General features: G+C 68.3%; 19 protein-coding genes and 2 pseudogenes. 15 read left to right on the forward strand and 6 right to left on the reverse strand.

Translation table 11 applies throughout. The annotated features are described in order from the left end of the window. Positions 1–58: 58 nt before the first annotated feature. Positions 59–811 carry a hypothetical protein gene (locus ACFQDH_RS12505; protein WP_382401749.1) on the forward strand — a complete coding sequence of 251 codons (753 nt, stop codon included), beginning with the start codon at positions 59–61 and terminating at the stop codon, positions 809–811. Here ACFQDH_RS12505 and ACFQDH_RS12510 read toward each other — a convergent pair whose 3' ends face one another. The 3 genes from ACFQDH_RS12510 to ACFQDH_RS12520 form a co-directional block, all read right to left on the reverse strand. Next, on the reverse strand, positions 812–5,569 hold the full coding sequence (locus ACFQDH_RS12510) for an ATP-dependent helicase (protein WP_382401751.1): 4,758 nt from the start codon (positions 5,567–5,569) through the stop codon (positions 812–814). Positions 5,570–5,856: 287 nt separating this feature from the next. Continuing rightward, on the reverse strand, positions 5,857–6,396 hold the full coding sequence (locus tag ACFQDH_RS12515; RefSeq protein ID WP_382401753.1) for a carboxymuconolactone decarboxylase family protein: 540 nt from the start codon (positions 6,394–6,396) through the stop codon (positions 5,857–5,859). Further along, the gene (locus ACFQDH_RS12520; RefSeq protein ID WP_382401754.1) at positions 6,393–7,256 is read right to left on the reverse strand and encodes an SDR family NAD(P)-dependent oxidoreductase; all 864 of its coding nucleotides are present in this window, start codon (positions 7,254–7,256) and stop codon (positions 6,393–6,395) included. Before ACFQDH_RS12520 ends, ACFQDH_RS12515 begins: the two co-directional genes overlap by 4 nt. A 132-nt stretch (positions 7,257–7,388) precedes the next feature. Between ACFQDH_RS12520 and ACFQDH_RS12525 the strand changes: the two genes are divergently transcribed. From ACFQDH_RS12525 to ACFQDH_RS12550, 6 genes are all read left to right on the forward strand, one after another. Next, positions 7,389–7,622 (forward strand): DUF3046 domain-containing protein, encoded by a 234-nt coding sequence (locus tag ACFQDH_RS12525; protein WP_382401756.1) that lies wholly within the window; start codon positions 7,389–7,391, stop codon positions 7,620–7,622. A gap of 59 nt (positions 7,623–7,681) precedes the next feature. Next, the gene (locus tag ACFQDH_RS12530) at positions 7,682–8,491 is read left to right on the forward strand and encodes an AraC family transcriptional regulator (protein ID WP_382401758.1); all 810 of its coding nucleotides are present in this window, start codon (positions 7,682–7,684) and stop codon (positions 8,489–8,491) included. A gap of 34 nt (positions 8,492–8,525) precedes the next feature. Then, entirely contained in the window at positions 8,526–8,876 is a 351-nt protein-coding gene (locus tag ACFQDH_RS12535) for a hypothetical protein (protein ID WP_382401760.1), read from the forward strand. Positions 8,877–9,028: 152 nt separating this feature from the next. Continuing rightward, complete coding sequence (locus tag ACFQDH_RS12540; protein WP_382401761.1) at positions 9,029–9,484, forward strand: DUF2000 family protein; 456 nt, start codon at positions 9,029–9,031, stop codon at positions 9,482–9,484. Between the two features lie 262 nt (positions 9,485–9,746). Then, positions 9,747–10,829 carry a recombinase RecA gene (gene recA, locus ACFQDH_RS12545; protein WP_382401763.1) on the forward strand — a complete coding sequence of 361 codons (1,083 nt, stop codon included), beginning with the start codon at positions 9,747–9,749 and terminating at the stop codon, positions 10,827–10,829. Positions 10,830–10,937: 108 nt separating this feature from the next. Beyond that, entirely contained in the window at positions 10,938–11,654 is a 717-nt protein-coding gene (locus ACFQDH_RS12550; RefSeq protein ID WP_382401765.1) for a regulatory protein RecX, read from the forward strand. Positions 11,655–11,666: 12 nt separating this feature from the next. Here ACFQDH_RS12550 and ACFQDH_RS12555 read toward each other — a convergent pair whose 3' ends face one another. Both ACFQDH_RS12555 and ACFQDH_RS12560 read right to left on the reverse strand, forming a co-directional pair. Then, positions 11,667–12,659: a sigma-70 family RNA polymerase sigma factor gene (locus ACFQDH_RS12555; protein WP_382401767.1), complete on the reverse strand. Its 993-nt coding sequence runs from the start codon at positions 12,657–12,659 to the stop codon at positions 11,667–11,669. Further along, on the reverse strand, positions 12,656–14,206 hold the full coding sequence (locus ACFQDH_RS12560; protein WP_382401769.1) for an MFS transporter: 1,551 nt from the start codon (positions 14,204–14,206) through the stop codon (positions 12,656–12,658). The genes ACFQDH_RS12555 and ACFQDH_RS12560 overlap by 4 nt, the downstream gene beginning before the upstream one ends. A gap of 120 nt (positions 14,207–14,326) precedes the next feature. On the opposite strand from ACFQDH_RS12560, the gene ACFQDH_RS12565 reads away from it, so the two are divergent. From ACFQDH_RS12565 to miaB, 6 genes and pseudogenes are all read left to right on the forward strand, one after another. Beyond that, a complete protein-coding gene (locus ACFQDH_RS12565) occupies positions 14,327–14,878 on the forward strand; it encodes a helix-turn-helix domain-containing protein (protein ID WP_382401771.1) in 552 nt (183 codons plus the stop codon). A 5-nt stretch (positions 14,879–14,883) separates the two neighbouring features. Continuing rightward, positions 14,884–15,489: a LysE family translocator gene (locus ACFQDH_RS12570; RefSeq protein ID WP_382401773.1), complete on the forward strand. Its 606-nt coding sequence runs from the start codon at positions 14,884–14,886 to the stop codon at positions 15,487–15,489. A 34-nt stretch (positions 15,490–15,523) separates the two neighbouring features. Further along, on the forward strand, positions 15,524–16,150 hold the full coding sequence (locus ACFQDH_RS12575; protein ID WP_382401775.1) for an FAD-binding oxidoreductase: 627 nt from the start codon (positions 15,524–15,526) through the stop codon (positions 16,148–16,150). Between the two features lie 83 nt (positions 16,151–16,233). Next, positions 16,234–16,889, forward strand: a pseudogene (locus tag ACFQDH_RS12580) (FAD-binding oxidoreductase). A 75-nt stretch (positions 16,890–16,964) separates the two neighbouring features. Beyond that, on the forward strand, positions 16,965–17,546 hold the full coding sequence (locus ACFQDH_RS12585; protein WP_382401777.1) for a hypothetical protein: 582 nt from the start codon (positions 16,965–16,967) through the stop codon (positions 17,544–17,546). Between the two features lie 57 nt (positions 17,547–17,603). Then, a pseudogene (miaB, locus tag ACFQDH_RS12590) lies at positions 17,604–19,131 on the forward strand (tRNA (N6-isopentenyl adenosine(37)-C2)-methylthiotransferase MiaB). A gap of 3 nt (positions 19,132–19,134) precedes the next feature. Here the strand turns inward: miaB and ACFQDH_RS12595 are convergent. After that, complete coding sequence (locus ACFQDH_RS12595; RefSeq protein ID WP_382401779.1) at positions 19,135–20,004, reverse strand: LysR family transcriptional regulator; 870 nt, start codon at positions 20,002–20,004, stop codon at positions 19,135–19,137. 83 nt (positions 20,005–20,087) lie between these two features. Between ACFQDH_RS12595 and ACFQDH_RS12600 the strand changes: the two genes are divergently transcribed. Together ACFQDH_RS12600 and trpS are read left to right on the forward strand one after the other, a co-directional pair. Continuing rightward, a complete protein-coding gene (locus ACFQDH_RS12600) occupies positions 20,088–21,308 on the forward strand; it encodes an MFS transporter (protein ID WP_382401781.1) in 1,221 nt (406 codons plus the stop codon). A 154-nt stretch (positions 21,309–21,462) separates the two neighbouring features. Then, positions 21,463–22,560 carry a tryptophan--tRNA ligase gene (gene trpS / locus ACFQDH_RS12605; protein WP_382401783.1) on the forward strand — a complete coding sequence of 366 codons (1,098 nt, stop codon included), beginning with the start codon at positions 21,463–21,465 and terminating at the stop codon, positions 22,558–22,560. Positions 22,561–22,582 lie beyond the last annotated feature (22 nt).

Here is a 22,582-nt window from a genome sequence, read left to right on the forward strand (position 1 = left end):
TGAGCCCCTCGACTCGTAAGGCCAACGCGCCGGCACTAGCACGCGCGTTCGTGGCGGAATGGATTCGGTTGTCCAGCAAGCGAATCTGGCTCATCGCGTTGTCGGCCACCGTTGTCTATTCGGCCGTGCTGACGGTCGTCATGATCAACACCGCCCCCAGCGGGCGCCCGCTGGCATCAGCATCCAGGCGCTCGGCGAGTCCGGCGGCGGCACGCTGGCGGTTCGGACGGCCGCCGCGTTCACCTCGGTGCTCATCCTCGCGGTGTTCGTCGGCATGAGTGCCGGATCCTTCGCACGCGGCACCTGGCGGGCTTCGCTGTTGCAACAGCCGCGTCGCCTGACCCTCGCGGCCGGCACCTTCGGTGCTCGGATCGCGATCAGCGCGGTCATCGTCGCGGTGCTGTTCGTGGCCGGGCTGGTGACGGCATACATCATGGCGCCCGGCCAGGGCATCGACACCGGCTCCTGGCTGAATGGCACCTCGCTGCGGATGGCCGGCGACGACTACCTCGGCGTGATGGTCTTCGTGATCGGGTGGGGATTGCTCGGCACGTTGATCGGCATCCTCACCCGGTCGGTGGCTGTCGGTCTCGGCGTGGGCATCCTGTGGGCCGGACCGATCGAGAACGTCCTCGGCGACAACCTGTCGTTCGGCTCGCACTGGTTCCCGGGGCTGCTGCTCCGGTATGTCATCGCCCCCGAGACCGCGACGGTCACGGGCGTCTCGTTGGCGTTGCGCCTGGTGCTGTATGCCGTGGTCGGTGTGGCGCTGGTCGGCTTCATCCTCCGTCGCCGGGACGTGTCGAACTAGCTAACGGCGGATGCGCAGCCCCTTGGGCGTCACGTGAAAACCGTTGTCGGTCAACGAAACTGCCAACAAATGGTCCGACCCCAGCGCGGGCTTGCCGTCGATGCTCTCGACGGTGAGCCCGCGCAGTCGTGGCGTGCCGCGGCTGTCGGGCGGCAGCACGACGGTTCGTGCCAGAGCGGCGGCGGCTGCGGCCAGTCGGCCGGAGTCATCGGTGAACGTCAGGACCTTGCGACCGCCGCGCTCCACGAAGAGGCTCAGCTCGCCCTCCACGAGTACGACCATGGCACCCGCCCGACGACTCGGCCGGTGGTCCGGGCCGTCTCCCTCGCGGTCCGGCCAGGGGAGTGCTGCACCGAACGGGTTCGCCGGGTCGGCCGCGGCCAGCACTGTTGCAGTGTCGGGCTGGGTGGGCGCGATGTCCCACGGGTTACGTGGTGGCGTGGCCGCAGACCTGCCGGCCGCGCGCAGGCGGTCGACGGCACCGGCACTGCCGAACTGCGCGGCGCCCAGACCCTCGATGAAATAGCCGCGGCGAACTCGGCCGGTCTCCTCGGCGGCGGCCAGCACGCGGTAGACGGTGGCAAAGCCACCCGTGACCGACTCCGCTTGCACGGCTCCCCGAGTGACGATGCCGTGGCGATCGAGCAGCACCTCGGCGAGTGCGAAAGCCCTTGCTGTCTGGTCTGTTTCGAGCGAGGGCAGTCGCGACCATCGCCCGGATACTGACGGTGGCGCGGAGCGTTGTGCCGAGGTCGGGCGTGCCAGGCCGCTGCGGGATCCGCGCAACCCGGCACCGATGCGTCCGTGCCGGCTCTGTCGTGGACCTTGGGCGCGGGCCTTGTGGGCCGTTCGGCCACCGGCCAACAGCGCGCGAAGCGGCGCGAACGTGTCACCGCTGACCCGCCCGGACCAGATCAGGTCCCAGAGCTGCGACTGCAGTTCGGCGTCGGAGCTACGGGCGTCTGTCGTGTTGACCATGTCGGCGAGGGCGCGGAAGAAGAAGGAGCCACCGCTGTCGAGGGCAGTGAGCATCTCCTGGTGCACCGGCGTGAGGTCCACAGTGTCGTCCGGCGCGGCCAGCGTCAGTGGTGCGGTGTCGGTCAGGTGCAGCGACACCCAACCGTCGTCGCCGGGCAGCGCCGCGTGTCCTTGCCAGACGACCTCGCCGCCCGCCATCAGCTCGTCCAGCATCCCCGGGTGGTATGACGCAACGCGCTCCGGCAGGATCAGCGTCTCCAGAGCACTTGCGGGCACCCTGGCCCCGCACAGTTGCTCGATCGCTCGCAGCAGTCCGTCGGTGCCGCGCAGGCCACCGCCGACGTTCTGCCAAGCCGGTAGGAACGACGCCAGGTCCCCGGCAGGGACCGGCTCGACCTCGGCCCGCAGCGACGCCAGCGAGCGCCGCTTGATGGTGCGCAGAACTTCCGGATCGGCGAAGTCGACACCGTGCACGCCGCCGCCGAGCTCGGTCGGGCGCAGCTCACCCTCGACCAATCGGCCGCTGGACACCAGACGGCGCAAGGTGTCGTGCGCGACGGCGCGGCCGATCCCCAGCGCGGCGGCGACCTCGGTCTCCGGGAACGGGGCATGTGTTCGCGCGTAACGCGCCACCAGCTCGCCCAACGGGTCCTCGGTGGGCTCCAGGAAAACCGCCGGTATGCCGGCCGGAAGTGCCAGCCCGAGTGCGTCTCGCAGCCGGGCGGCGTCCTCGATCGCGGCGTAGCCGATGGTGTCGGACCAGCGGACTTCGATCAGCCGGCGTGCGGCGACCAGGTCGTGCAGCCAGCCGGCAACCTCCGCGCGCGACTCCTCGCGGGTACGTTGCTCGATCTGCTCCTGGGTGAGCACGCCGAGGACTCGCACCAGATCGGCGACGTCCTCCGCGTCGCGGGAGTGCCGCTCGGGCACCAGTCGTTGCAGTTGCTGCTCAACCTCCGAAACCACCTGGGAATCAAGCAGATCGCGCAGCGATGCACCTTCGCCGGTGCCGAGCAGATCGGCCAACAGCGACGGGTCGAGTGCGAGAGCAGCGGCACGTCGTTCGGCCAGCGGCGAGTCGCCTTCGTAGAGGAACTGGGCGACGTAGCCGAAGAGCAGGCTGGTGGCGAACGGCGACGGGCTGGTGGTGTCGACCTGGACGATCCTGATCCGGCGAGCGGTGATGTCCCGCATCAGCTGCACCAGGCCCGGCACGTCGAAGACGTCCTGGACGCACTCGCGCACGGCCTCCAGCACGATCGGGAATGACGGAAAGCGAGACGCGACTTCCAGCAGTTGTGCCGAGCGTTGCCGTTGCTGCCACAGCGCCTGTCGTCGGCCCGGGTTGCGCCGCGGCAGCAGCAGGGCGCGAGCCGCGCACTCACGGAATCTCGCTGCGAACAAAGCAGATCCGCCGATCTCCGACGTCACGATCTCCGCGACCTCGTCCGGGTCCTGCACGATCAACTCAACCAGCTGCGCTGCCGCGGTGGCATCGGTCTCCGGGTCGGAGTCGGGCAGCCGCAGCACGATCCCGTCGTCGCCGTGCATCGCCTGCACCTCGACCCCGAAGCGCTCGCGCATCCGGGCCGCGATGGCAAGCGCCCACGGTGCGTGGACCGGTGCGCCATACGGGGAATGGACGACGACCCGCCAGTCGCCGAGCTCGTCGCGGAATCGCTCGATGACGATCGCCTTGTCGTGCGGCACCTGTCCGGTCGACTCCTGCTGCTCGCGCAGGTAGGCGAAGAGGTTGTCCGCGGCCCACTGGTCGAGGCCGGTGTCGTGGACTCGCGCCCGCGCTTCCTCGTCCGGCAGCGCGATCAGCTCACGGATGAATTGCCCTACGGCTGCACCGAGTTCGAGTGGACGGCCTTGGGAGTCTCCCTTCCAGAACGGGAGCTTGCCCGGCTGGCCGGGTGCCGGAGTCACCCGAACCTGGTCGTGCGTGATGTCCTCGATCCGCCAACTGGTGGTGCCGAGGGTGAAGATGTCTCCGACACGAGACTCGTAGACCATCTCCTCGTCGAGCTCACCGACCCGGCGGCCAGGCCCCTCGCCGGCGGCGAGGAAGACGCCATACAGGCCACGATCGGGGATGGTGCCGCCGCTGGTGACGGCGAGACGCTGTGCGCCGCGGCGACCGCTGAGCGTGCCGGTGATGCGGTCCCACACGATGCGGGGTCGCAACTCGGCGAAGTCGTCGGACGGGTAGCGGCCGGCAAGCATGTCGAGCACCGACTCCAGGATGCTGCGCGGCAGGCTGGCGAACGACGCGGCCCGCTGTGTGAGCTGCTCGAGGTCGTCAACCGACCAGTCGTCCAACGCGCACATCGCGACGATCTGCTGGGCCAGCACATCGACCGGATTGTTAGGAACCGCAAGGGATTCGATCATCCCGGCCTTCATCCGGTCGACCACGACGCAGGTCTGCACCAGGTCGCCGCGGAACTTCGGGAAAAGTACCCCGCGACTTACCGCGCCCACCTGGTGTCCGGCGCGGCCGACCCGCTGCAGGCCGCTCGCAACGCTCGGCGGCGACTCGACCTGTATCACGAGATCGACCAGCCCCATGTCGATGCCGAGTTCGAGCGAACTCGTCGCGACGACCGCCGGCAGCCGACCGGACTTCAGTGCGTCCTCGATCTCGCCGCGTTGCTCCTTGCTGACCGACCCGTGGTGTGCGCGCGCCAAAACCCCTGGTGCGCCGGTGGATTGGCCTGCCTGCGCCATCACTTGGGCCGGTGCCCCTGCACCCCACGAAGTTCTCCGCTCGTCCCTCGCTCCGATACTTCGCGGGGACCCCGCACCGTCCTCCGACCCTTCCGGCGGGTCATCGGGCGCTTCGTTCCGCTCGGCCCAGATCTCGTTCAACCGGGCGGTCAACCGCTCGGCCAGTCGGCGCGAGTTGGCGAAGACGATCGTGGATCGGTGTTGCGCGATGAGGTCGACGATGCGCTCCTCGACGTGCGGCCAGATCGACGCTCGCTCAACCGGATCCGCGGAAGGTCCAGTGACATTGTCGGTCACCCGGCCGAGCTCGGTCAGGTCCGCCACCGGCACGACGACCTCGAGGTCCCAGGACTTCTCGGCCGGCGGCTGCACCGTGGTCACCGGGCGTCCACCGGCCAGGTATCGCCCCACCTCTTCCACCGGGCGCACCGTCGCGGACAGCCCGATGCGCTGCGCCGGTTTCGGGAGTATGGCGTCAAGCCGCTCCAGCGAGAGCGCCAGATGCGCTCCGCGCTTGGTGCCGGCGACCGCGTGCACCTCGTCGATGATCACCGTCTCGACACCGGCGAGGGCTTCGCGAGCCGCGGACGTCAGCAGCAGGAACAGCGACTCGGGCGTGGTGATCAGAATGTCGGTCGGGCGCCGGGCGAACGCGCGCCGTTCATTCGCAGGCGTGTCGCCGGACCGGACCGACACCGTGACGTCCGGCTTCGGCACCCCGAGCCGGTCGGCCGCGTGCTGGATGCCGACCAGTGGCGACCGTAGGTTGCGCTCCACGTCGACGGCGAGCGCCTTCATCGGTGACACGTAGAGCACCCGGCAGCGTCTGAGGACTTGGTCGGGCGCCGGTGTTGCCGCCATACGATCGATCGCCCACAGGAATGCCGACAGTGTCTTGCCCGACCCGGTCGGCGCCACGACCAGCGTGTGGTTGCCCTTGCTGATCGCGTCCCATGCTCCGACCTGCGCCGGCGTGGGCGCGCTGAACGACCCCTCGAACCACGCACGCGTGGCAGGGGAGAAGCGCTCCAGGACGTCGTCAGTCATCGCACGCCTAGCTTCCCATCACCCTCCGACACTCTGCGGGTCGAGTAGCGGCGAGGAACGAGCCGCGTATCGAGACCGTGGCCGGGTCGTCGTTCGGTCACCTGGGCGGTGCCGGCCGCGTCGCCAGGGTGCGTATGGTCGCCTTGATGGTCGCCGGCTACGCCGCCGTCCCGGTTTCACTCCGTCGCTCCGCTAGCGCTCCGCTCCTCCATAGGCCCGGGCCGACGACGCAGTCGGCTCCCCGTTCGGGTCGCCTCGTCTGGTGGCCGATTGCCGTGCCTTGTTAGTCACCTTGGTTGGTCGGGCTCTATTCGCATGGTGTGCAGGGCGGTGGCGAGCATGCGGTAATGGCCTGCGAGCAAAAGGAATTCGACGCAGCCGCGGTCGTCCAAGTGATCGTGGAGGCGTTCCCAGGTCGGGTCGGAGAGGTCGTCGTCGGCGATGAGTTCGTCGGTGGCGGCGATAAGGGTCTGCTGCCGGTCGGTGAAGTATGACGCCTCGGGCCCGGCGCTCAGCAGCTGTTCGATCTGGTCCCCGGTCAGTCCCGCACGACGCGCGATCGACCGATGGTGCGCGGCTTCATAGTCACTGCCGCGCAGGTGCGCGACCCGCAGGATGACCAGCTCGCTGTCGCTGCGGGGCAGTGATCCGAAGGGCATCAGGGTCCCGGCGAAAGCCAGCCAGCCCCAGAACGTCCGCCGACCGCGACCCAGCACGGTGAAGATTGCCGGCGGCGCAGTGCGGGTAACGCGACCGGCGAGCTGGGCGAACCCTGCCGCGAGTGGCCCGTTCGTCCGCCACGTCCCGGGGCGGACACGTTCCGTCATACCTTGCCCTCGATCCGCGAATTCGGTTGTGCGGTGGTGAAATCCGTCTGCTCCTCGCGCGCCAGTTGCAGTGCACGCTTCAGGTCCGGCATCGGCTTCAGCTCCGCAACGCGTTGCGCGATCATCCGGCCAGGCAGCAGCGGCGCGATCCACCATGGCGCCCAGATAAAGCGCGACCTCCGGCTGATCCCACGCTCCAGTGCGTTGATCGCCGCCGACAGCGGGGTGATCACGGTGGCCGACTTACGGCCGCCCAGCAGCGTCGAGCCGGCCCGGGTGCTGAAGCCGCGGCTGGTCATGTCGGTGTCCAGTTCGGCGTAGTAGGCGACACCGACGCGGGCGCCGGTGCCGTGCAGCTCCCAGCGCAACGTGTTGCCGATCGCCTCGACAGCAGCCTTCGATGCGGAGTAGGCACCCATCAGGGGCGCGTGCACGGCCGCCGCGAGTGACGATGTCGCAAGCGCGTAGCCGCCTTCATGGGCGATGTGCGGGGCAGCGGCGCGCAGCGTGTAATAGGTGCCGAGCGTGTTGACCGCGAGCGTGCGCTCCATCACCTCCGGATCACCACCGACGAGCGGAAGCTGTTTGGCGATACCGGCATTCGCGATGACGATGTCCAGGCCGCCCAGCTCGTCGACCAGCTCACCGACGACCGTGTCGACCTGCTCGCGGTCGGCGACGTCCAGCTCGCGCCACGGCCCGCCGACCTCGTGAGCGACGCCTTCGAGGAGGTCCGGCTCCAGTCCGGCCAACGCGACTCGGGCGCCGCGTTCGGCCAGCCGTCCGGCCAGCGCGGCACCGATGCCGCGGGCACCGCCGGTGATGAGGACTCGCTTGTTCTGCAGTCGATCGATAGCCATGATCGACCAACTTACGTGCCGGTAGCCTTCCGCGGCCACGGTCCGGCGCGAGCAACTGAGGGCCGCGGTCACCAAGGATGCGCCAGCGTTGGCGTGGCACACGGCACGCCGCGCGGCACCTACCCTGGTGGAGTGAAGCATTCGGAGTACAGGCGGCTGATGGCCGACGAGTTCGGCTCGGCATACGCCGGAGTTCTCGGCAACAGCCACGTCCTGCAGGTCCTGGGTAACCGCACCCCGGACGAGGCGATCGTCGATGGCATCAAATTCCGGGAGATCTGGTTGGCCGTATGCGACGACCTGCAGATCCCCGAGGAACGCCGGCTGGGCCGCGACCTACCCATCCGGGAGCGCCGCAACAGCTGACCAACCCACGCCCGAGAAGCTGTGATTCGGCAGATCGCTGGGCCGGTAGATTCAGACGTATGCCGCAAGCTCCGCAGGATCGGGTGCGCGCCTGGGACCCCGGCGTCGCCGGAATCCGCGAGGTGCTGCACGCATCCTGGGCGGACCACAGCTATCCCGCGCACACGCACGACGCCTGGACGCTGCTGATCGTCGACGACGGCTTCATCGGGTATGACGTTGACCGACACCGCGACCGAGCGGACGCGGGTGTGGGCGTGACACTGCTGCCGCCGCACGTGACTCACGATGGTCATCCGTTGACGTCGAACGGCTTCCGCAAGCGGGTCGTCTACCTCGAGGAATCGGTCCTGCCGGAGCGACTCATCGGCCCGTGCGTCGATTCACCGCTGGTGCTGGATTCATCACTGCGACAGTCGGTTTCGGCCTTGGACGATGCGCTCTCGGCAGCCGATCGGTCAGCGGCCGAGTCCCATCTGGCGCTTGTCGCGGAAGCGTTGCGATGGCACCTCGCCGGTCGGCCCGAGGCGGCTCGGACATGTGCGACCCGTCGCGCATGGATCGCCCGGCAGGCCCGCGACGTGCTCGACGCCGACCCGGTCGGCGCGCCGTCGGTTGAGGAGCTGGCGACGCTGCTGGGTGTCAGCCCGGCATACCTGATCCGTTGCTTCACAAGGGAATTCGCCATACCCCCGCACCGGTATGTCACCGGACGTCGGCTCGATCTGGCGCGTCGCAGATTGCTCGACGGGGAGCCTGCCGCGGCGGTGGCGGTCGCCACCGGGTTTTACGACCAGGCGCACTTCCACCGGCACTTCCGCAGACTGTTGCGCACGTCGCCCGGCAGTTTTCGCGCCTCGATGTCATGAGCCCGGTCGACGGAGACCGGACATGATGGAGGCCATGACACGTGACCCACAGGAGTCGTTGCGCGCACAACGGGTCGTAGAGCTTCTCGAACACAACATCCGCACCGAGATCGACGTGCAGTTGGGGATGGCAGGGCGCGATCTTCCGGACGACCTGCGCATGAACCTCGTTCAGGGGATCTCAGCCGAGATCCTGTACGCCTTCGAAGTGGACTGGGATCCCAAATGGGTGAAGGCGGGCGAGATTCACGCCTGGCAGGTGGATGACTCTTGGTATGCGCGTTGCGGAGTCTGCCTGCTGGACTCGCCGGCGTCGCCGACGCGGGACCAGGCAACCCGCTGGGCGACGACTCATCAGCTGCGGCACGAGGACGAATACTCCTGATCCACCAGTGCCCACGCACGATGGTGGGAGATCATCCGAGGCACCCCCGTGGGCGGGTGCCCGGACCGGCCGTCGTACACCTCGGCGCTGCGGTCGGCTCGGGATCATTTTTGTACAAGACCGGGCGCCATGACCGCGCGGACGATGGCGGCATGCATGACGTCATCGACCACGAGACCACCACCGACCTGCTGACACCGCCGTTCGCGACGAAGATCGCGATCCTGCTGCGCGACGACCTCGCTGCCTGGCAGCGCATGAACGTCACGGCCTTCCTGGCCGCCGGGATCGCGGCCGCGAATCCTGACCTGGTGGGGGAGCCGTACCGCGATGGTGACGGCGGCACCTACCTGCCGTTGCTCGGTATGCCGGTGCTCGTCTTCGAGGGCGGCGCGCGCGACCTGTCGAATGCTCGAAGTCGCGCGGTCTCGCGCGGCCTGCGGCCGGCGATCTACACGGAGGAGATGTTCAAGACCGGGTATGACGCCGCCAACCGTGCGACCACCGCGGAGGTGCCGGCTGAGGAGCTGAACCTCGTCGGCGTCGCGGTGCACGGCCCCAAGAACGGCATCGACAAGATCCTCAAGGGTGCGCACCTGCACCCTTGAGAAGGGCGGTGGCCCCGGGCCTGGAAGGGCGACACGCCACGCCGCAAACCTTCGTACGGATGTTCGGGTAACTGGGCTAGGCTCATCCACAAGTCCTCGAACGACGACCCGTTGTCCACAAGTGCACGGACGATGCATATCGGGTTGTCGGTGCGGGGATCTAGCGTCTGACACGTTCCAAGGCTCGACCTGCACTGGCGGGCCGCGGACGGTCGCCGGTGGACGCGACCCACCCACGAACTCTCTTGAAGGAGTGCCGAAGATGGCAGCAAAAACGGCGAACGCCGCAGACAACAAACTCAAGACGCTGGACACCGTCCTGTCGCAGATCGAGAAGGCTCACGGCAAGGGCGCGGTCATGCGCCTGGGCGATGAAGTCCGGGCGCCGATCGACGTGATTCCCACCGGCGCCATCGCGCTCGATGTCGCGCTCGGCATCGGTGGGCTGCCGCGTGGCCGCGTGGTGGAGATCTACGGACCGGAGTCCTCCGGTAAGACCACGGTCGCCCTGCACGCCGTCGCCAGCGCGCAGCGCAACGGCGGCATTGCGGCCTTCATCGACGCCGAGCATGCGCTCAACCCCGAATACGCCCAGAAGCTCGGTGTCGACACCGATGCGCTCCTGGTCAGCCAGCCCGACACCGGTGAGCAGGCACTCGAGATTGCCGACATGCTGATCCGGTCCGGTTCCCTCGACGTCATCGTCATCGACTCCGTGGCCGCACTCGTTCCGCGCGCCGAGATCGAGGGCGAGATGGGCGACAGCCACGTCGGCCTGCAGGCACGGCTGATGTCGCAGGCGCTGCGCAAGATCACCGGTGCGCTCAACAACACCGGCACCACTGCGATCTTCATCAACCAGTTGCGCGAGAAGATCGGCGTCATGTTCGGCTCGCCCGAGACGACGACCGGGGGCAAGGCGCTGAAGTTCTACGCCTCGGTTCGCCTGGACGTGCGCCGCATCGAGACGCTGAAGGACGGCACCGACGCGGTCGGCAACCGGACCCGCGTCAAGGTGGTCAAGAACAAGGTGGCTCCGCCGTTCAAGCAGGCGGAGTTCGACATCCTCTACGGCCAGGGCATCTCGCGCGAGGGCGGCCTGATCGACATGGGCGTCGAGCAGGGCTTCGTCCGCAAGGCCGGCGCTTGGTACACCTACGAGGGCGATCAGCTCGGCCAGGGCAAGGAGAACGCCCGCGGTTTCCTGCGGGACAACCCCGATCTCGCCGACGAACTGGAGAAGAAGATCAAGGAAAAGCTGGGTGTCGGTCCGCGGGTCGATGTGCCGGCCGAAGAAGCGGATGCACCGGCAATTGCCCCGGTGGCTGCAGCGGTCGACTTCTGATCCTCATCTCGGCCGTCGATCGACTCGGGGACCACGAGCCGACCGACGGCCAAGATGTTCCTCCCGTATGACGGAAACCTGGCTCCGAAGTGAGGTGCTCTGAAGACGATGAATCCCTTTGACAGTGCACCTGATTCACCACCGGACTTCGTCGATCCGGCGGAGGTCATCGTCGGCCCGTGGGCCGGCTCGGCCGCTCAGCCGCCACGCGACGAGGACGCCACGGGTGTTGCACAGCCGCGTCGGCGCGGCTCGGGCGGCGCGTCGAAAAGTGGAGAACGGCGTACGGCGCGGCAGGCCCGCAATGATCGTGAGCCACCACCGGACAAGCAGGGCACGGACGCGGATCCATACGAAGTGGCCCGCAAGATCGTGCTGCGTCAGCTGGCCGCCGCGCCGCGCAGCCGCAAGCAGCTTGCCGACAAGCTACGAGAACGCGAATGCGACAACGACGTTGCGAGCGCGGTGCTTGACCGCTTGGAAGAAGTCGGCCTGATCGATGACGAGGCGTATGCCGCCAGCACTCTTCGTTCCCAGCAGGCGAGTCGCGGACTCGGCCGTCGGGCGATCGCTCAGGAGCTGCGCCGCAAGGGGATTGCCTCCGAGGTCATCGACGAGCAGCTCGAGACGATCGACGACGAGGACGAGCGTGATCGGGCTCGCGCGCTGGCAGACAAGAAGCTGCGCGCCATGCACGGTCTTGACGCAACAGTTCAGACGCGGCGGCTCGCGGGAATGCTTGCGCGCAAAGGTTATTCGTCATCCATCGCCTGGTCGGTCATTCGCGAGGCGATCGCCGACGCTCCGGAGCACCAGCCCGACTGACCACCCGCCGGATCAGAGGGTCACCGCGGGGATCCCGGTCCCGGCAACGGACAACAGGCCCGGGTCGAGCCGGGCGAGTCGTTCCGGGTCGAGCAGGATGTCGACCCGGCGAATGCGGGCGTCCATCGCGGTGCTGAGGGCGACCGTGAAGGCCATGACGGACACCGAGGCCGCGCGCTCCAGCACCACCACGGCCGGCAGCCCGTTGGCGAGCACCGGGAGCAGCATCGCACCGGGCCGGTCGAACATCGCCGCCCGCCGGGCGATGGCGTCGCGGCCGTGGATGATCGCCGAGACCTCGGCCCGTTGGCCGCCGCCGTCGGCACGCAGGACGGCGTGGGGGTGGAGCAGTTCCACGAGAGCCTCGAAGTCTCCATCGTGCGCGGCGGCGAAGAACGCGTCGACGACGGCGCGCTGCGCGCGTGGTGCCGGCGTCGACCGGCTCGGCTCGACCGCTCGGACGCGCCGGCGGCCCCGGCTGGCCAGTTGCCGGGCGGTGACGGGGCTGATGTCCAGCAGCTGAGCGATCTGGTCGAAGGGCAGACCGAACGTGTCGTGCAGAACGAGGGCGACGCGCTCGTCCGGGGACAACGTGTCGAGGACGACGACGAGGGCGATGCCGACCGAGTCCGCCAGCACCGCGCGCTCCGCGGGGTCCGCTGTCCGCGTCGCCGGAGGCTCGGTCACTCTGCGGGAGAGAGCGGCTGCTCCGGCATCCTCGAGGTCTGCGGCGAGCGTGAGCGCCGGGACCTCCACGCTGAGCGGTTGTTCCGGGTGAGCGGCGCGGTCACGGAGTCGGTCGAGGCAGACGCGGCTGACCACCGTGGTCAACCATGCGGTCAGGTTGCGGATCGCCGCGGCGTCGGAGCGGCTCAATCGCAGCCACGTCTCTTGCACTGCGTCCTCGGCATCGACCCGCGACCCGAGCAGCCGGTAGCCGACTTCCCGCAGGTATGCCCGGTTCTGCTCGAACCGCTCGGCAAGCCACTCCTGGTCGTTGCTCATGCGAGACCTCCTTCGCTGGGAGCACGAGTGCTCTCGACAGGCTCGGCGCGGGTCGGGAACGCACACCAGGCGACCGCGGCGCCCAGTGCCAGCAGCACGGCGCCGACGCCGACTGCCCAGTGGTAACCCTGCTCGAACGATGTCACGGCCGGCTGACGGTAGGCCGAACCGAGCGCATGACCGACAGAGGAGACGCGGCCGGAGACCACGTCCGCCTCCGCTGCGCGCGCGAGATGTCCCGGCAGCCGATGCCACGCGGAGAGCGTCCGAGCGGCGGCGACATACCCCAGCACGGCCAGCCCGATCGAGGTCCCGACCTGGCGGGCGGAGTTCAGCAACCCGGAGGCGATGCCGGACAGTCGTGACGGTACCTCCGCCATGGCGACGTGGGTCAGCACCGGGACCAACGCACCGAACCCGGCACCGGCCAGGACGAAGGCAACGGCCGTCACCGCGAACGGCGTGGTGACGGTCACCACGGTGAGAGTCGCCGCACCGGCAGCCGCCCCCAGGCAGCCTGCGGTGACCTGCGTCCGGGCGCTCAGCCGACGCTGTAGGGCGGCACTGCACTGGGCCACGACGAGGAACGGCACGTTCATGAAGAGCCACGACAGCCCGGTGCGCAGCACCGACCAGCCTGCGACGTCCTGGTAGAGAAGCGTGCAGAAGAAGAGGATTCCGCCGAAGGCGGCATACGCCGCGAGATACACGACGACGGCCGGTGCGAAGCCGCGGATCCGAAGGAGGGCAGGGGGCGCCATCGGGTATGCCGCCCGACGCTGCCACCCGCTGAAGGCGAGAAGCAGGGCCACGCCGGACAGCACCGGACCGGCCACAAGCAACGATGACCATGGGTGTGCGCTCGACCGGGTGAGTCCGAAGCTCAACGCCACCAGACCGCCGGCGCACAGAGTCGCGCCGAGAACATCGAGGCGGTGCTCGCTGGGGTGTGATCTCGGGACGGCGACGAGAGCGCCGACGAAGGCGAAGATCCCGACCGGCACATTGACCCAGAACACCGACGACCAACCGGTCACCGACAGAAGCAGTCCACCAACCACCGGACCGACCCCGAACCCGGTGCCACCGACGGCGGCCCAGGTGCCGATGGCCCCTGCACGTCCGTCACCGGTGTAGGACTCGGTGATGATCGACAGAGTGAGGGCCAGCATCGCCGCCCCGCCGGCTCCCTGAGCAGCTCGGGCGATGACCAGCGCGAGACCAGTTCCGGCCAGAGCGCAACCGACCGACGCGACAGTGAATACGGCGACTCCGGTGAGGAACACCGGGCGGTGGCCGAACCGATCGCCGAGCGCAGCGGCGACGGGGATGCAGGCTGCCAGGCTCAAGGCGTATGCCGTCACGACCCACAGCAGCCCGCCGCCGTTCAGTTGGAGCCCGGCCTGAATACGGGGCAGCGCGACATTCACGATGGTTACGTCGACCTGGATCATGAAGCCGGCCAGGCACATCACCGTCAGGTTCAGCCGGGGCCGGGTCGTGGTCGGCGGGTGGTCTTTGCGCGGCGGCGCGTCGAGTGCGGTCATGGCAGTTCCTTCGGATGGAGGGGCTCTGCGGTGACGACGAAGCGGGCGTCGAAGATGTGACCGGCTCGACCCGAGATCAAACCACTTTATAAAGATCAATGCGTTCGATATAGTGAACGCATGGCGACATCCTCCAGTATCGCGACATCCGTCGGCGCGCAGCTCCGGCTGCGCCGGGAGCAGCGCGGGATGTCCGCGTCGGAGCTCGCTCGACGAGCGGGTCTGTCGAAGGCGACGCTGTCCGGGATGGAGTCCGGTCGATCGAATCCGACGATCGACACCCTCGACGCCGTGGCGGTCGCGCTCGGCATACCGCTCACCGACCTGCTGGTTCCGACGGCTCCGACTGAGCCGGTGGTGGTGCGGGCGACGGCCGCATCCGACGAGTCGCAGCAGGAGATGCTGCGCCGAGTCAGCGGCGGTCACCAGGTCGAGATCTGGCGGCTGCGGCTACCCGCGCACACAACGTATGACGGGGTGCCGCACGCGACCGGCACGCTCGAACACCTCATGGTCGCCTCGGGCAAGCTGTCCGCGGGGCCGAGCGACGACCTCGTCGACCTCGGCACGGGGGACCTGCTCGCATTCCCCGGCGATGTGGCCCACTCCTACCGGACGAGCTCCGAGCCGGCCGACGCCACCGTCGTCATGACCTCTCCGATGATCGGGTGATTCAGGTGCTCATTGTTCTTCCGCTGCTTCTTGCCTGGCTGGTGGCCGTGATCAGCCCGGGGCCGGATTTCCTTGCGGTGCTTCGCACCTCGGCCTCCCATGGGCGCTCGGCCGGGCTGCGAGTCGGCTTCGGCGTCGTCTGCGGCATCGCCTGTTGGGCGACGCTCGCGATGTGCGGGCTCAGTGCATTGCTGGCGCGCTACGAGCACCTCTACCTGGTGGTGCGCAGCGTCGGTGCGGTGTTGCTGATCGGGTATGGCGTCCACATCCTGTGGTCATCACGCAAGGCCGGTCATGACGTCATACAGGAGCAGGGTCCGGGCGCCGGAAAGTATTGGCGACTGGGCGTTTTCACCAATCTCGCGAACCCGAAGGCGCTCGTCTTCTTCGGTGCGCTCTTCGCCACGTTGATGCCACGGCACGAAGGAGTTGCGGTCCGGATCGGTGTGTTGGCCGTGATGCTCGCGATGGCCGTCGTGTGGTTCGCCGTCGTCAGCTGGTGCGCCGGCGCGCAGCCGGTCGTTGCGGCATACCGGCGACTGCAGCGGACCATCGACCGCGTCGCCGGCGGCCTCTTCACCGCGATCGGCATCACCCTCGTCCCACGCTGATCGGGTCACGACCCGGCGGGCTAGCGTGAGGCGCATGTCCGTAATCGACGACCTGATCGACCGCCTGGATCGCGCCCGAGTCCTGACCGACCCCGACGTGGTCGGGTCCTATGTGCACGACGAGGCGGAGTGGGCGCCATACAGCGCACCGCTCGCGGTCGTGCGGGCGACGAGCACCAACGACGTGCAGCGGACGGTGCGCTGGGCGCTGGAGCACAACGTGCCGCTGGTGCCGCGAGGGGCGGGCACCGGACTGTCCGGTGGCGCGAACTCCATCGCGGGCTGCGTCGTCGTCTGCCTGGAGAAGATGGACGCGGTGCTCGAGGTCAATCCGCTCGAGCGGATCGCGGTCGTGCAACCCGGCGTCGTCAATGACGATCTGCGCAAAACCGTTGCCGAGCAAGGACTTTGGTATCCGCCGGATCCGGCCAGCTCGCCCTGGTCGACGATCGGCGGCAACGTCGCGACCAACGCCGGCGGCGTGTGTTGCGTCAAGTATGGCGTGACGCGCGACTACGTGATCGGTCTCGAGGTGGTGACCGGCACGGGTGAGGTGGTGCGGCTCGGACGCCGTACGGCGAAAGGCGTGGCAGGACTCGATCTGGCCGGCCTGTTCGTCGGGTCCGAGGAACGCTCGGCATCGTCACCGAGATCACCGTGAAGCTGCGGCCGTTGCCCGACCCGGGGCGAACCGTGCTCGGCTACTTCGACAGCATCGTCGATGCCGGCGTCGCGGTGCGGGACGTGGCGGCGCGCGGGCTGACGCCGTCGGCATTGGAGATCGTCGACCGGATCTGCCTGGAGGCCGTCGACGAGATGACCGGCATGGGCCTGGCGTCCGAGGCGAACGTCGTGCTGATCGGCAAGGTCGACGAACCGGGCGAAGCGGGAGTGGCAGCGGCGCGGGAGATGGTCGCCGCCTTCGAGACGGGGGAGCGACCTTCGTCGCCGAGACGGCGGATGCCGAAGAGGCCGACGCGATGATGGCCGCTCGGCGGCTGGCGTACCCGGCGATGGAACGCAAGGGTCCGCTGCTCACCGAGGACATCGTGGTGGCCAAAGAGCACGTGCCGGAGATGCTGCGCCGGATCGAGCAGATCTCGGCGGAGGTCGGGATCACCATCGCCAGCGTCGCGCATGCCGGCGACGGCAACCTGCACCCGCTGATGGTGGCCGGGCACGACGACGAAGAAGAGCGCGAGCGTGCGCAGGCGGCCTTCGACCGGATCATCGACGAGTGCCTGAAGCTCGGCGGCACGGTCACCGGGGAGCATGGAGTCGGCCTGCTCAAGATGCCGGGCGTCGCACGTGAACTCGGCCCGCACGTCATCGCCATGCAGCGCGCGGTCAGGGCCGCGCTGGACCCGCAGGGCATCTTCAACCCTGGCAAGGTCTTCTGAGCCGGGAGTTGGCGAGGCCGGAGTTCACCTGTGGACAAAGACTTTTCGGCTCCGAACTCGGTTAGCGTCTCGCACATGAACGAACCGTCACAGGGGACGAATCCACCGAGCATGTCACCGCAGTCGTGGCTGCAGCAGCCGCAACAGCCAAAGCCGCCGGGCAAGCTGTGGTGGATCGCCACCGCGGTGTGCCACGTGTTGGACGCGTTCGTGTTCGCTGCAGGTGTCGGGGCGTGCATCCATTGGATCGCTCGGGTGAACACCCACGCCTACTACGAAGCGCATCGCCACGCAGACCCCGACGGAATGATCTTGTTGCAGTTCGTCGTGCTCGGGTTGGCCGCGGTCGTTGCTCTTGGGGTCGTCTATGCGTTCCTCGGGTTGGGGCTGACATTGGGGAAGTACCAATCCGGCCCGGCGATGTTGCTGGGAGCGGTCCCGGTCGTCGGCCTGGGCGGGCTGATCGCGCTCGGGGAGCTCCTGGACAGTGCCGCGTCATGGAGCGATCTCGTCCTGCTCGCTCTCATCGTCACAGTCATCGTCAGCGTGCTTGCCTCCTGGATGGCGTTGACCACGCCGCAAAGCCCTAAGAAGCAGGCCGGGGTCATGCCGCCACATCCTGCGCCATACACGGGCGGTTCGCCATACCTGCGCTGAACGCGCACCGGCGGCGATTCGAGGCGTGTCGGGCGCACGCCGTACCCTTGGCAGGTCATGACTGGTGATCTGAAGACCTACGAAGTGCGCACCCACGGGTGCCAGATGAACGTCCACGATTCCGAGCGGATCGCCGGATTGCTGGAAACGGCGGGGTATGTCGACCGCGCCGGCATGGCGTTCGGGGACCGGCCGGAGCAGCCCGACGTGGTGGTCTTCAACACCTGCGCCGTGCGTGAGAACGCCGCCGGCAAGCTCTACGGCCAGCTCGGCCAGCTGCGCCCGGCCAAGGACGCGCACCCCGAGATGCAGATCGCCGTCGGCGGCTGTCTCGCCCAGAAGGACCAGGGCGACATCGTCAAGCGTGCGCCCTGGGTCGACGTGGTCTTCGGCACTCACAACGTCGGGTCGTTGCCGGTGCTGCTCGAGCGTGCCCGGCACAACGCGGAGGCGCAGGTCGAGATCCTCGAGTCGCTGGAGACCTTCCTCGACCCTGCCGACGCGCCGCGACTCGGCGTTCAGCGGCTGGGTGTCGATCTCGGTCGGCTGCAACAACACCTGCACCTTCTGCATCGTGCCGTCGCTGCGCGGCAAGGAGAAGGACCGCCGTCCGGGCGACGTGCTGGCCGAGATCCGTGCGCTCGTCGAGCAGGGCGTCGTCGAGGTGACGCTGCTCGGCCAGAACGTCAACACCTACGGCGTCGAATTCGGCGACCGGCTCGCGTTCGGCAAGTTGCTGCGCGCCTGCGGCGAGATCGACGGGCTGGAGCGGGTGCGCTTCACCTCGCCCCACCCCGCGGCGTTCACCGACGACGTGATCGACGCGATGGCTGAGACGCACAACGTGATGCCGTCGCTGCACATGCCGCTGCAGTCCGGCTCGGACCGGGTGCTGAAGGCCATGCGCCGGTCCTACCGCTCGACCAAGTTCCTCGGCATCCTGGACCGGGTGCGCGAGAAGATGCCGGACGCCGCCATCACGACGGACATCATCGTGGGGTTCCCGGGTGAGACAGAGGAGGACTTCGCCGAGACGCTGCGCGTAACGCGCGAGGCGCGCTTCTCGTCGGCGTTCACCTTCCAGTACTCCATCCGCCCCGGCACACCGGCCGCCGACCTGCCCGACCAGCTCCCGAAAGCCGTTGTGCAAGAGCGCTTTGAGCGACTCATCGAGCTGCAGGAGGAGGTCTCCTGGGCGGGCAACAAAGAACTCGAGGGCACGACGGTCGAGGTGTTGGTGTCGCCGGGCGAGGGCCGCAAGGACGCCGAGACGCATCGCATGTCGGGCCGCGCCCGCGACAACCGGCTGGTGCACTTCGCCGTCCCGGACGGCGTCGACCGGCCGCGCCCGGGAGACCTGGTCACCGTCGGCGTCACGTATGGCGCGCCCCACCACCTGGTTGCCGACTCGGGCGCCGAGGGCGGCACCTGGGAAGTTCGTCGTACCCGTGGTGGCGACGCCTGGGAGGCCCTGCAGGACCAGGCGACCAATGGCGGCACCCGCAAGCCGGCAGTCGCACTCGGTATGCCCAGCCTCGGCAAGCCGATCTCCGCGCCCGCAGCCGACGGCTGCGGCTGCAACTGAGGATTACCTGCTGGTCGCGATCCCTCGCACCTGACGGGCCGGCTCCGACAAGGCTGCGCCACGGGCCCAGATCAGCCCGACCTCGCGAGCGGCGTCGATGCCGGTGACCTGCACGAGTGCGGCGCCTGCGGGCAACCTTCGGTCCGGCGAGTCCGGCAACAGCGCGATGCCGATCCCCGCGCCGACCAGGCCTGCGACGGTGTCCAGTTCCTGGCATTCCACGGTGATGTGCGGCTCGAATCCTGCCGCGGTGCACGCCTCGTCGAGCAGCTGACGCATCCCGAATCCCCTTGCCATGGCGACGAACTCGCGATCCTTGAGATCACTGAAAGCCGCCGTCTGACGCCGGGCGAGCGGGTCGCCGGCCGGGACTGCCAGTTGCACCCGCTGCCGCAGCAGCCGACGCCAGCTGACCGGTGCATCCAAGGGACGCGGCGACACGATCCCGAGATCGACATCGCCCGAGACAACCTTGGCCGTGATGACATCCGCGGCGTCCTGTACCAACTCGAAGCGCAACGCCGGGTCTGCCTCACGCGTCCGTTGGATCAGCTCCGGGACCAGCCAGGTGCCGAAAGAATGCAGAAATCCCAGGTGCACTACGCGTGGGCCGTGGACCTGTAGCTCACGCACCGCCTGCTCGCCCGCGGCCAGCTCGTTGTGCGCGCGGCGCAGGTGCTCGGCATACAACCGGCCGGCGGCGTTGAGGTGCAGTCGCTTGCCGTGCCGGTCGAAAAGCGTGCTGCCGAGCTGACGTTCGAGTCGGCCGAGCCGCCGGGAGAGTGTCGGCTGCGGGATGTGCAGGCGGGCAGCGGCAGCGGTGACGTTCTCCTCGTCGGCGAGGACGACGAACCACCAGACGGCATCACGCATCTGGTCAGTTTATTCAAATTGAGCATAAAGAGAGCTGCAAAGACTCATTTCCGCATTAACGGCGCGTGCGTGACGATGTCCCGGTGACCACGTCCACCGCGCAGTCCGCGCCCGTCGGCTATCGACGTGGTGACTCCGGATACCGCCGGATCACGGCGGCGCTCTTCGCCGCAGGGATGACGACCTTCGTCGCGATGTACTGCGCACAGGCCGTGCTGCCGTCACTGGCCACCGATTTCTCCGTGTCGCCGGCGGTCTCCGCGCTCAGCGTCTCCGCCACGACCGGTCTGCTCGCGCTCGCGATCATCCCGGCCAGCGCGCTGTCCGAGCGGTTCGGTCGCACCCGGGTGATGATCTGGTCGGCGCTCGCCTCCGCGATCATCGGCCTGGTGCTGCCGTGGTCGCCGTCGATGGGCGTGCTGATCGTGCTGCGAGCTCTGCAGGGCATCGCGCTCGCGGGTGTCCCCGCGACTGCGATGGCCTACCTCGCCGAGGAGGTCGATCGCCGGCACCTCGGTGCTGCGATGGGCCGCTACATCGCCGGCACCACGATCGGTGGGCTGGCTGGACGGCTCGTCGCGTCATTCACGCTTGATCTCAGCACCTGGCGCTGGGCGCTCGAAGTGGCAGCGCTCGTCGCCCTCGCCTTCACCGTCGTCTTCGTCCGCCTCGCGCCCGCGTCGCGCCATTTCAGCCCGCAGCCCGTGGGTCTGCGGACGACCTCCCAGGCACTTGCCGAGCACCTGCGCAGCCCTGCGTTGCTGGGGCTCTTCGCGACGGCACTGTTGTTGATGGGCGGCTTTGTGTCGCTCTACAACATGCTCGGATTCCGTTTGTCCGCAGCGCCATTCAACCTCTCCGATGCAGTAGTCGGCTCGATCTTCCTGATGTATTTGTCAGGCACCGTCTCCTCGGCGATCGCGGGGCGTCTTGCCGACCGGTTCGGTCGGGCGCGGGCGCTCATGACGGCTGAGTTGGTGATGGCCCTTGGCCTAGTGCTGACCCTGCCCACCTCGTTGCCTGTGGTTCTGATCGGTGTCCTGCTCTTCACCGCAGGGTTCTTCGCCGCGCACGCAATCGCCAGTGGGTGGGTCGGCCTGCTTGCACGGGAGCATCGCGCGGAGGCCAGCTCGCTCTACCTCTTCGCCTATTACGTCGGCAGCTCGGTCATCGGAGCGTGCGCGGGGATCGCCTTCAGCGCCGGCGGCTGGACCACGATGGTCGGCTACGTAGGGGTCTTCCTCGCCGTCGCGCTCTGGGTCGCAGCAGTGGTCGCACGGCTCGCCCGTCGAACAGCACGCTAGGCTTCTGCCATGCACATCGTCAGCAATGCGTGGTGGTCGCCTACTCAGGCGGCCCGCTGACGAAACCCGTTTTCTTTCCAAGCCGCCCGATCGGGCGGCTTGTTGTGTATGGCGCTCCCCGACCGGGCATCGACCCACAAGGAGCACCCACACCATGACCACTCTGGACGACACCGAACTGCACAGCGACGCGTCATACGCCGCCAGCCGGGCTCGTAGTGACATCATCCACGAGCTCATCGACGACCCGCAGGCGCGCGAGCGCCAGAACCTGCGCGTGCTCACCGGTGACCGGCCGACCGGGCCGCTGCACATCGGACACCTCTTCGCGACGCTCCGGTCCCGAGTCGCCATACAGGACAAGGGTGTTGACACATTCATCCTGGTCGCCGACTACCAGGTCATCACCGACCGGGACAGTGTCGGAGACGTGCGTGCGGCGACCTTCGGGCAGCTCGCGGACTATCTCGCGGCCGGCATCGACCCCGCGCGCTCGACGATCTTCGCGCACTCCGCGGTCCCCGAGATCGGCCAGCTGATGCTGTCCTTCCTGTCCCTGGTGACCGACGCTGAGCTGCGGCGCAATCCCACCGTCAAGGACGAGCTCGCCGCCACCGACGGACGGCCGTTGTCCGGGCTGTTGCTGACCTACCCGGTGCATCAGGCCGCGGACATCCTCGGAGTCCATGGCACCGTCGTGCCGGTCGGTCGTGACCAACTGCCGCACGTCGAGCAGACACGGGCGATCGCGCGCCGCTTCAACACCCGGTATGCCGACGGCGAGGACTACTTCCGCGCCCCGGACGCCCTGCTGACCGAGATGCCCGTCGTGCCCGGACTGGACGGTCGGAAGATGTCGACCAGCCGCGGCAACGGCATCTCCCTCTGTATGACGGCAGACGAGACCGCTGCGCGAATCCGCAAGGCCCGCACCGATTCCGAGCGCCGGATCACCTTCGACCCCGAGCGCCGACCCGAGGTCGCCAGCATGTTGCGGATCGTCGGCCTCTTCACCGGAGAGGCACCGGAGCAAGTGGCCGACCGCATCGGCGACGGGGGAGCGGCCGCGTTGAAGGCAGGGCTCACCACCGTCGTCAACGATGGTCTGGCCCGGCATCGGGAGCGCCGGGCGGCGTTCGCGGCCGACCCGGCATACCTGGAAAGTGTTCTGCGAGAAGGCAATACGCGAGCACGCGAAGTCGCGACACAGACGCTGGACGATGTCCAACGTCGGCTCGGCCTGCGCTACTGATGCCGCGCCGAGAGTGCAGTTG

Origin of the sequence: Flexivirga alba (assembly GCF_042661025.1) — a bacterium.
Taxonomy (GTDB): Bacteria; Actinomycetota; Actinomycetes; order Actinomycetales; family Dermatophilaceae; genus Flexivirga; species Flexivirga alba.

Coding starts and splice junctions, on each gene's coding strand:
- ACFQDH_RS12505 (WP_382401749.1), top strand. CDS start 59: ATGGATTCGGTTGTCCAGCAAGCGAATCTGGCTCATCGCGTTGTCGGC.
- ACFQDH_RS12510 (WP_382401751.1), bottom strand. CDS start 5,569: ATGACTGACGACGTCCTGGAGCGCTTCTCCCCTGCCACGCGTGCGTGG.
- ACFQDH_RS12515 (WP_382401753.1), bottom strand. CDS start 6,396: ATGACGGAACGTGTCCGCCCCGGGACGTGGCGGACGAACGGGCCACTC.
- ACFQDH_RS12520 (WP_382401754.1), bottom strand. CDS start 7,256: ATGGCTATCGATCGACTGCAGAACAAGCGAGTCCTCATCACCGGCGGT.
- ACFQDH_RS12530 (WP_382401758.1), top strand. CDS start 7,682: ATGCCGCAAGCTCCGCAGGATCGGGTGCGCGCCTGGGACCCCGGCGTC.
- ACFQDH_RS12535 (WP_382401760.1), top strand. CDS start 8,526: ATGACACGTGACCCACAGGAGTCGTTGCGCGCACAACGGGTCGTAGAG.
- ACFQDH_RS12540 (WP_382401761.1), top strand. CDS start 9,029: ATGCATGACGTCATCGACCACGAGACCACCACCGACCTGCTGACACCG.
- recA (WP_382401763.1), top strand. CDS start 9,747: ATGGCAGCAAAAACGGCGAACGCCGCAGACAACAAACTCAAGACGCTG.
- ACFQDH_RS12550 (WP_382401765.1), top strand. CDS start 10,938: ATGAATCCCTTTGACAGTGCACCTGATTCACCACCGGACTTCGTCGAT.
- ACFQDH_RS12555 (WP_382401767.1), bottom strand. CDS start 12,659: ATGAGCAACGACCAGGAGTGGCTTGCCGAGCGGTTCGAGCAGAACCGG.
- ACFQDH_RS12560 (WP_382401769.1), bottom strand. CDS start 14,206: ATGACCGCACTCGACGCGCCGCCGCGCAAAGACCACCCGCCGACCACG.
- ACFQDH_RS12565 (WP_382401771.1), top strand. CDS start 14,327: ATGGCGACATCCTCCAGTATCGCGACATCCGTCGGCGCGCAGCTCCGG.
- ACFQDH_RS12575 (WP_382401775.1), top strand. CDS start 15,524: ATGTCCGTAATCGACGACCTGATCGACCGCCTGGATCGCGCCCGAGTC.
- ACFQDH_RS12585 (WP_382401777.1), top strand. CDS start 16,965: ATGAACGAACCGTCACAGGGGACGAATCCACCGAGCATGTCACCGCAG.
- ACFQDH_RS12595 (WP_382401779.1), bottom strand. CDS start 20,004: ATGCGTGATGCCGTCTGGTGGTTCGTCGTCCTCGCCGACGAGGAGAAC.
- trpS (WP_382401783.1), top strand. CDS start 21,463: ATGACCACTCTGGACGACACCGAACTGCACAGCGACGCGTCATACGCC.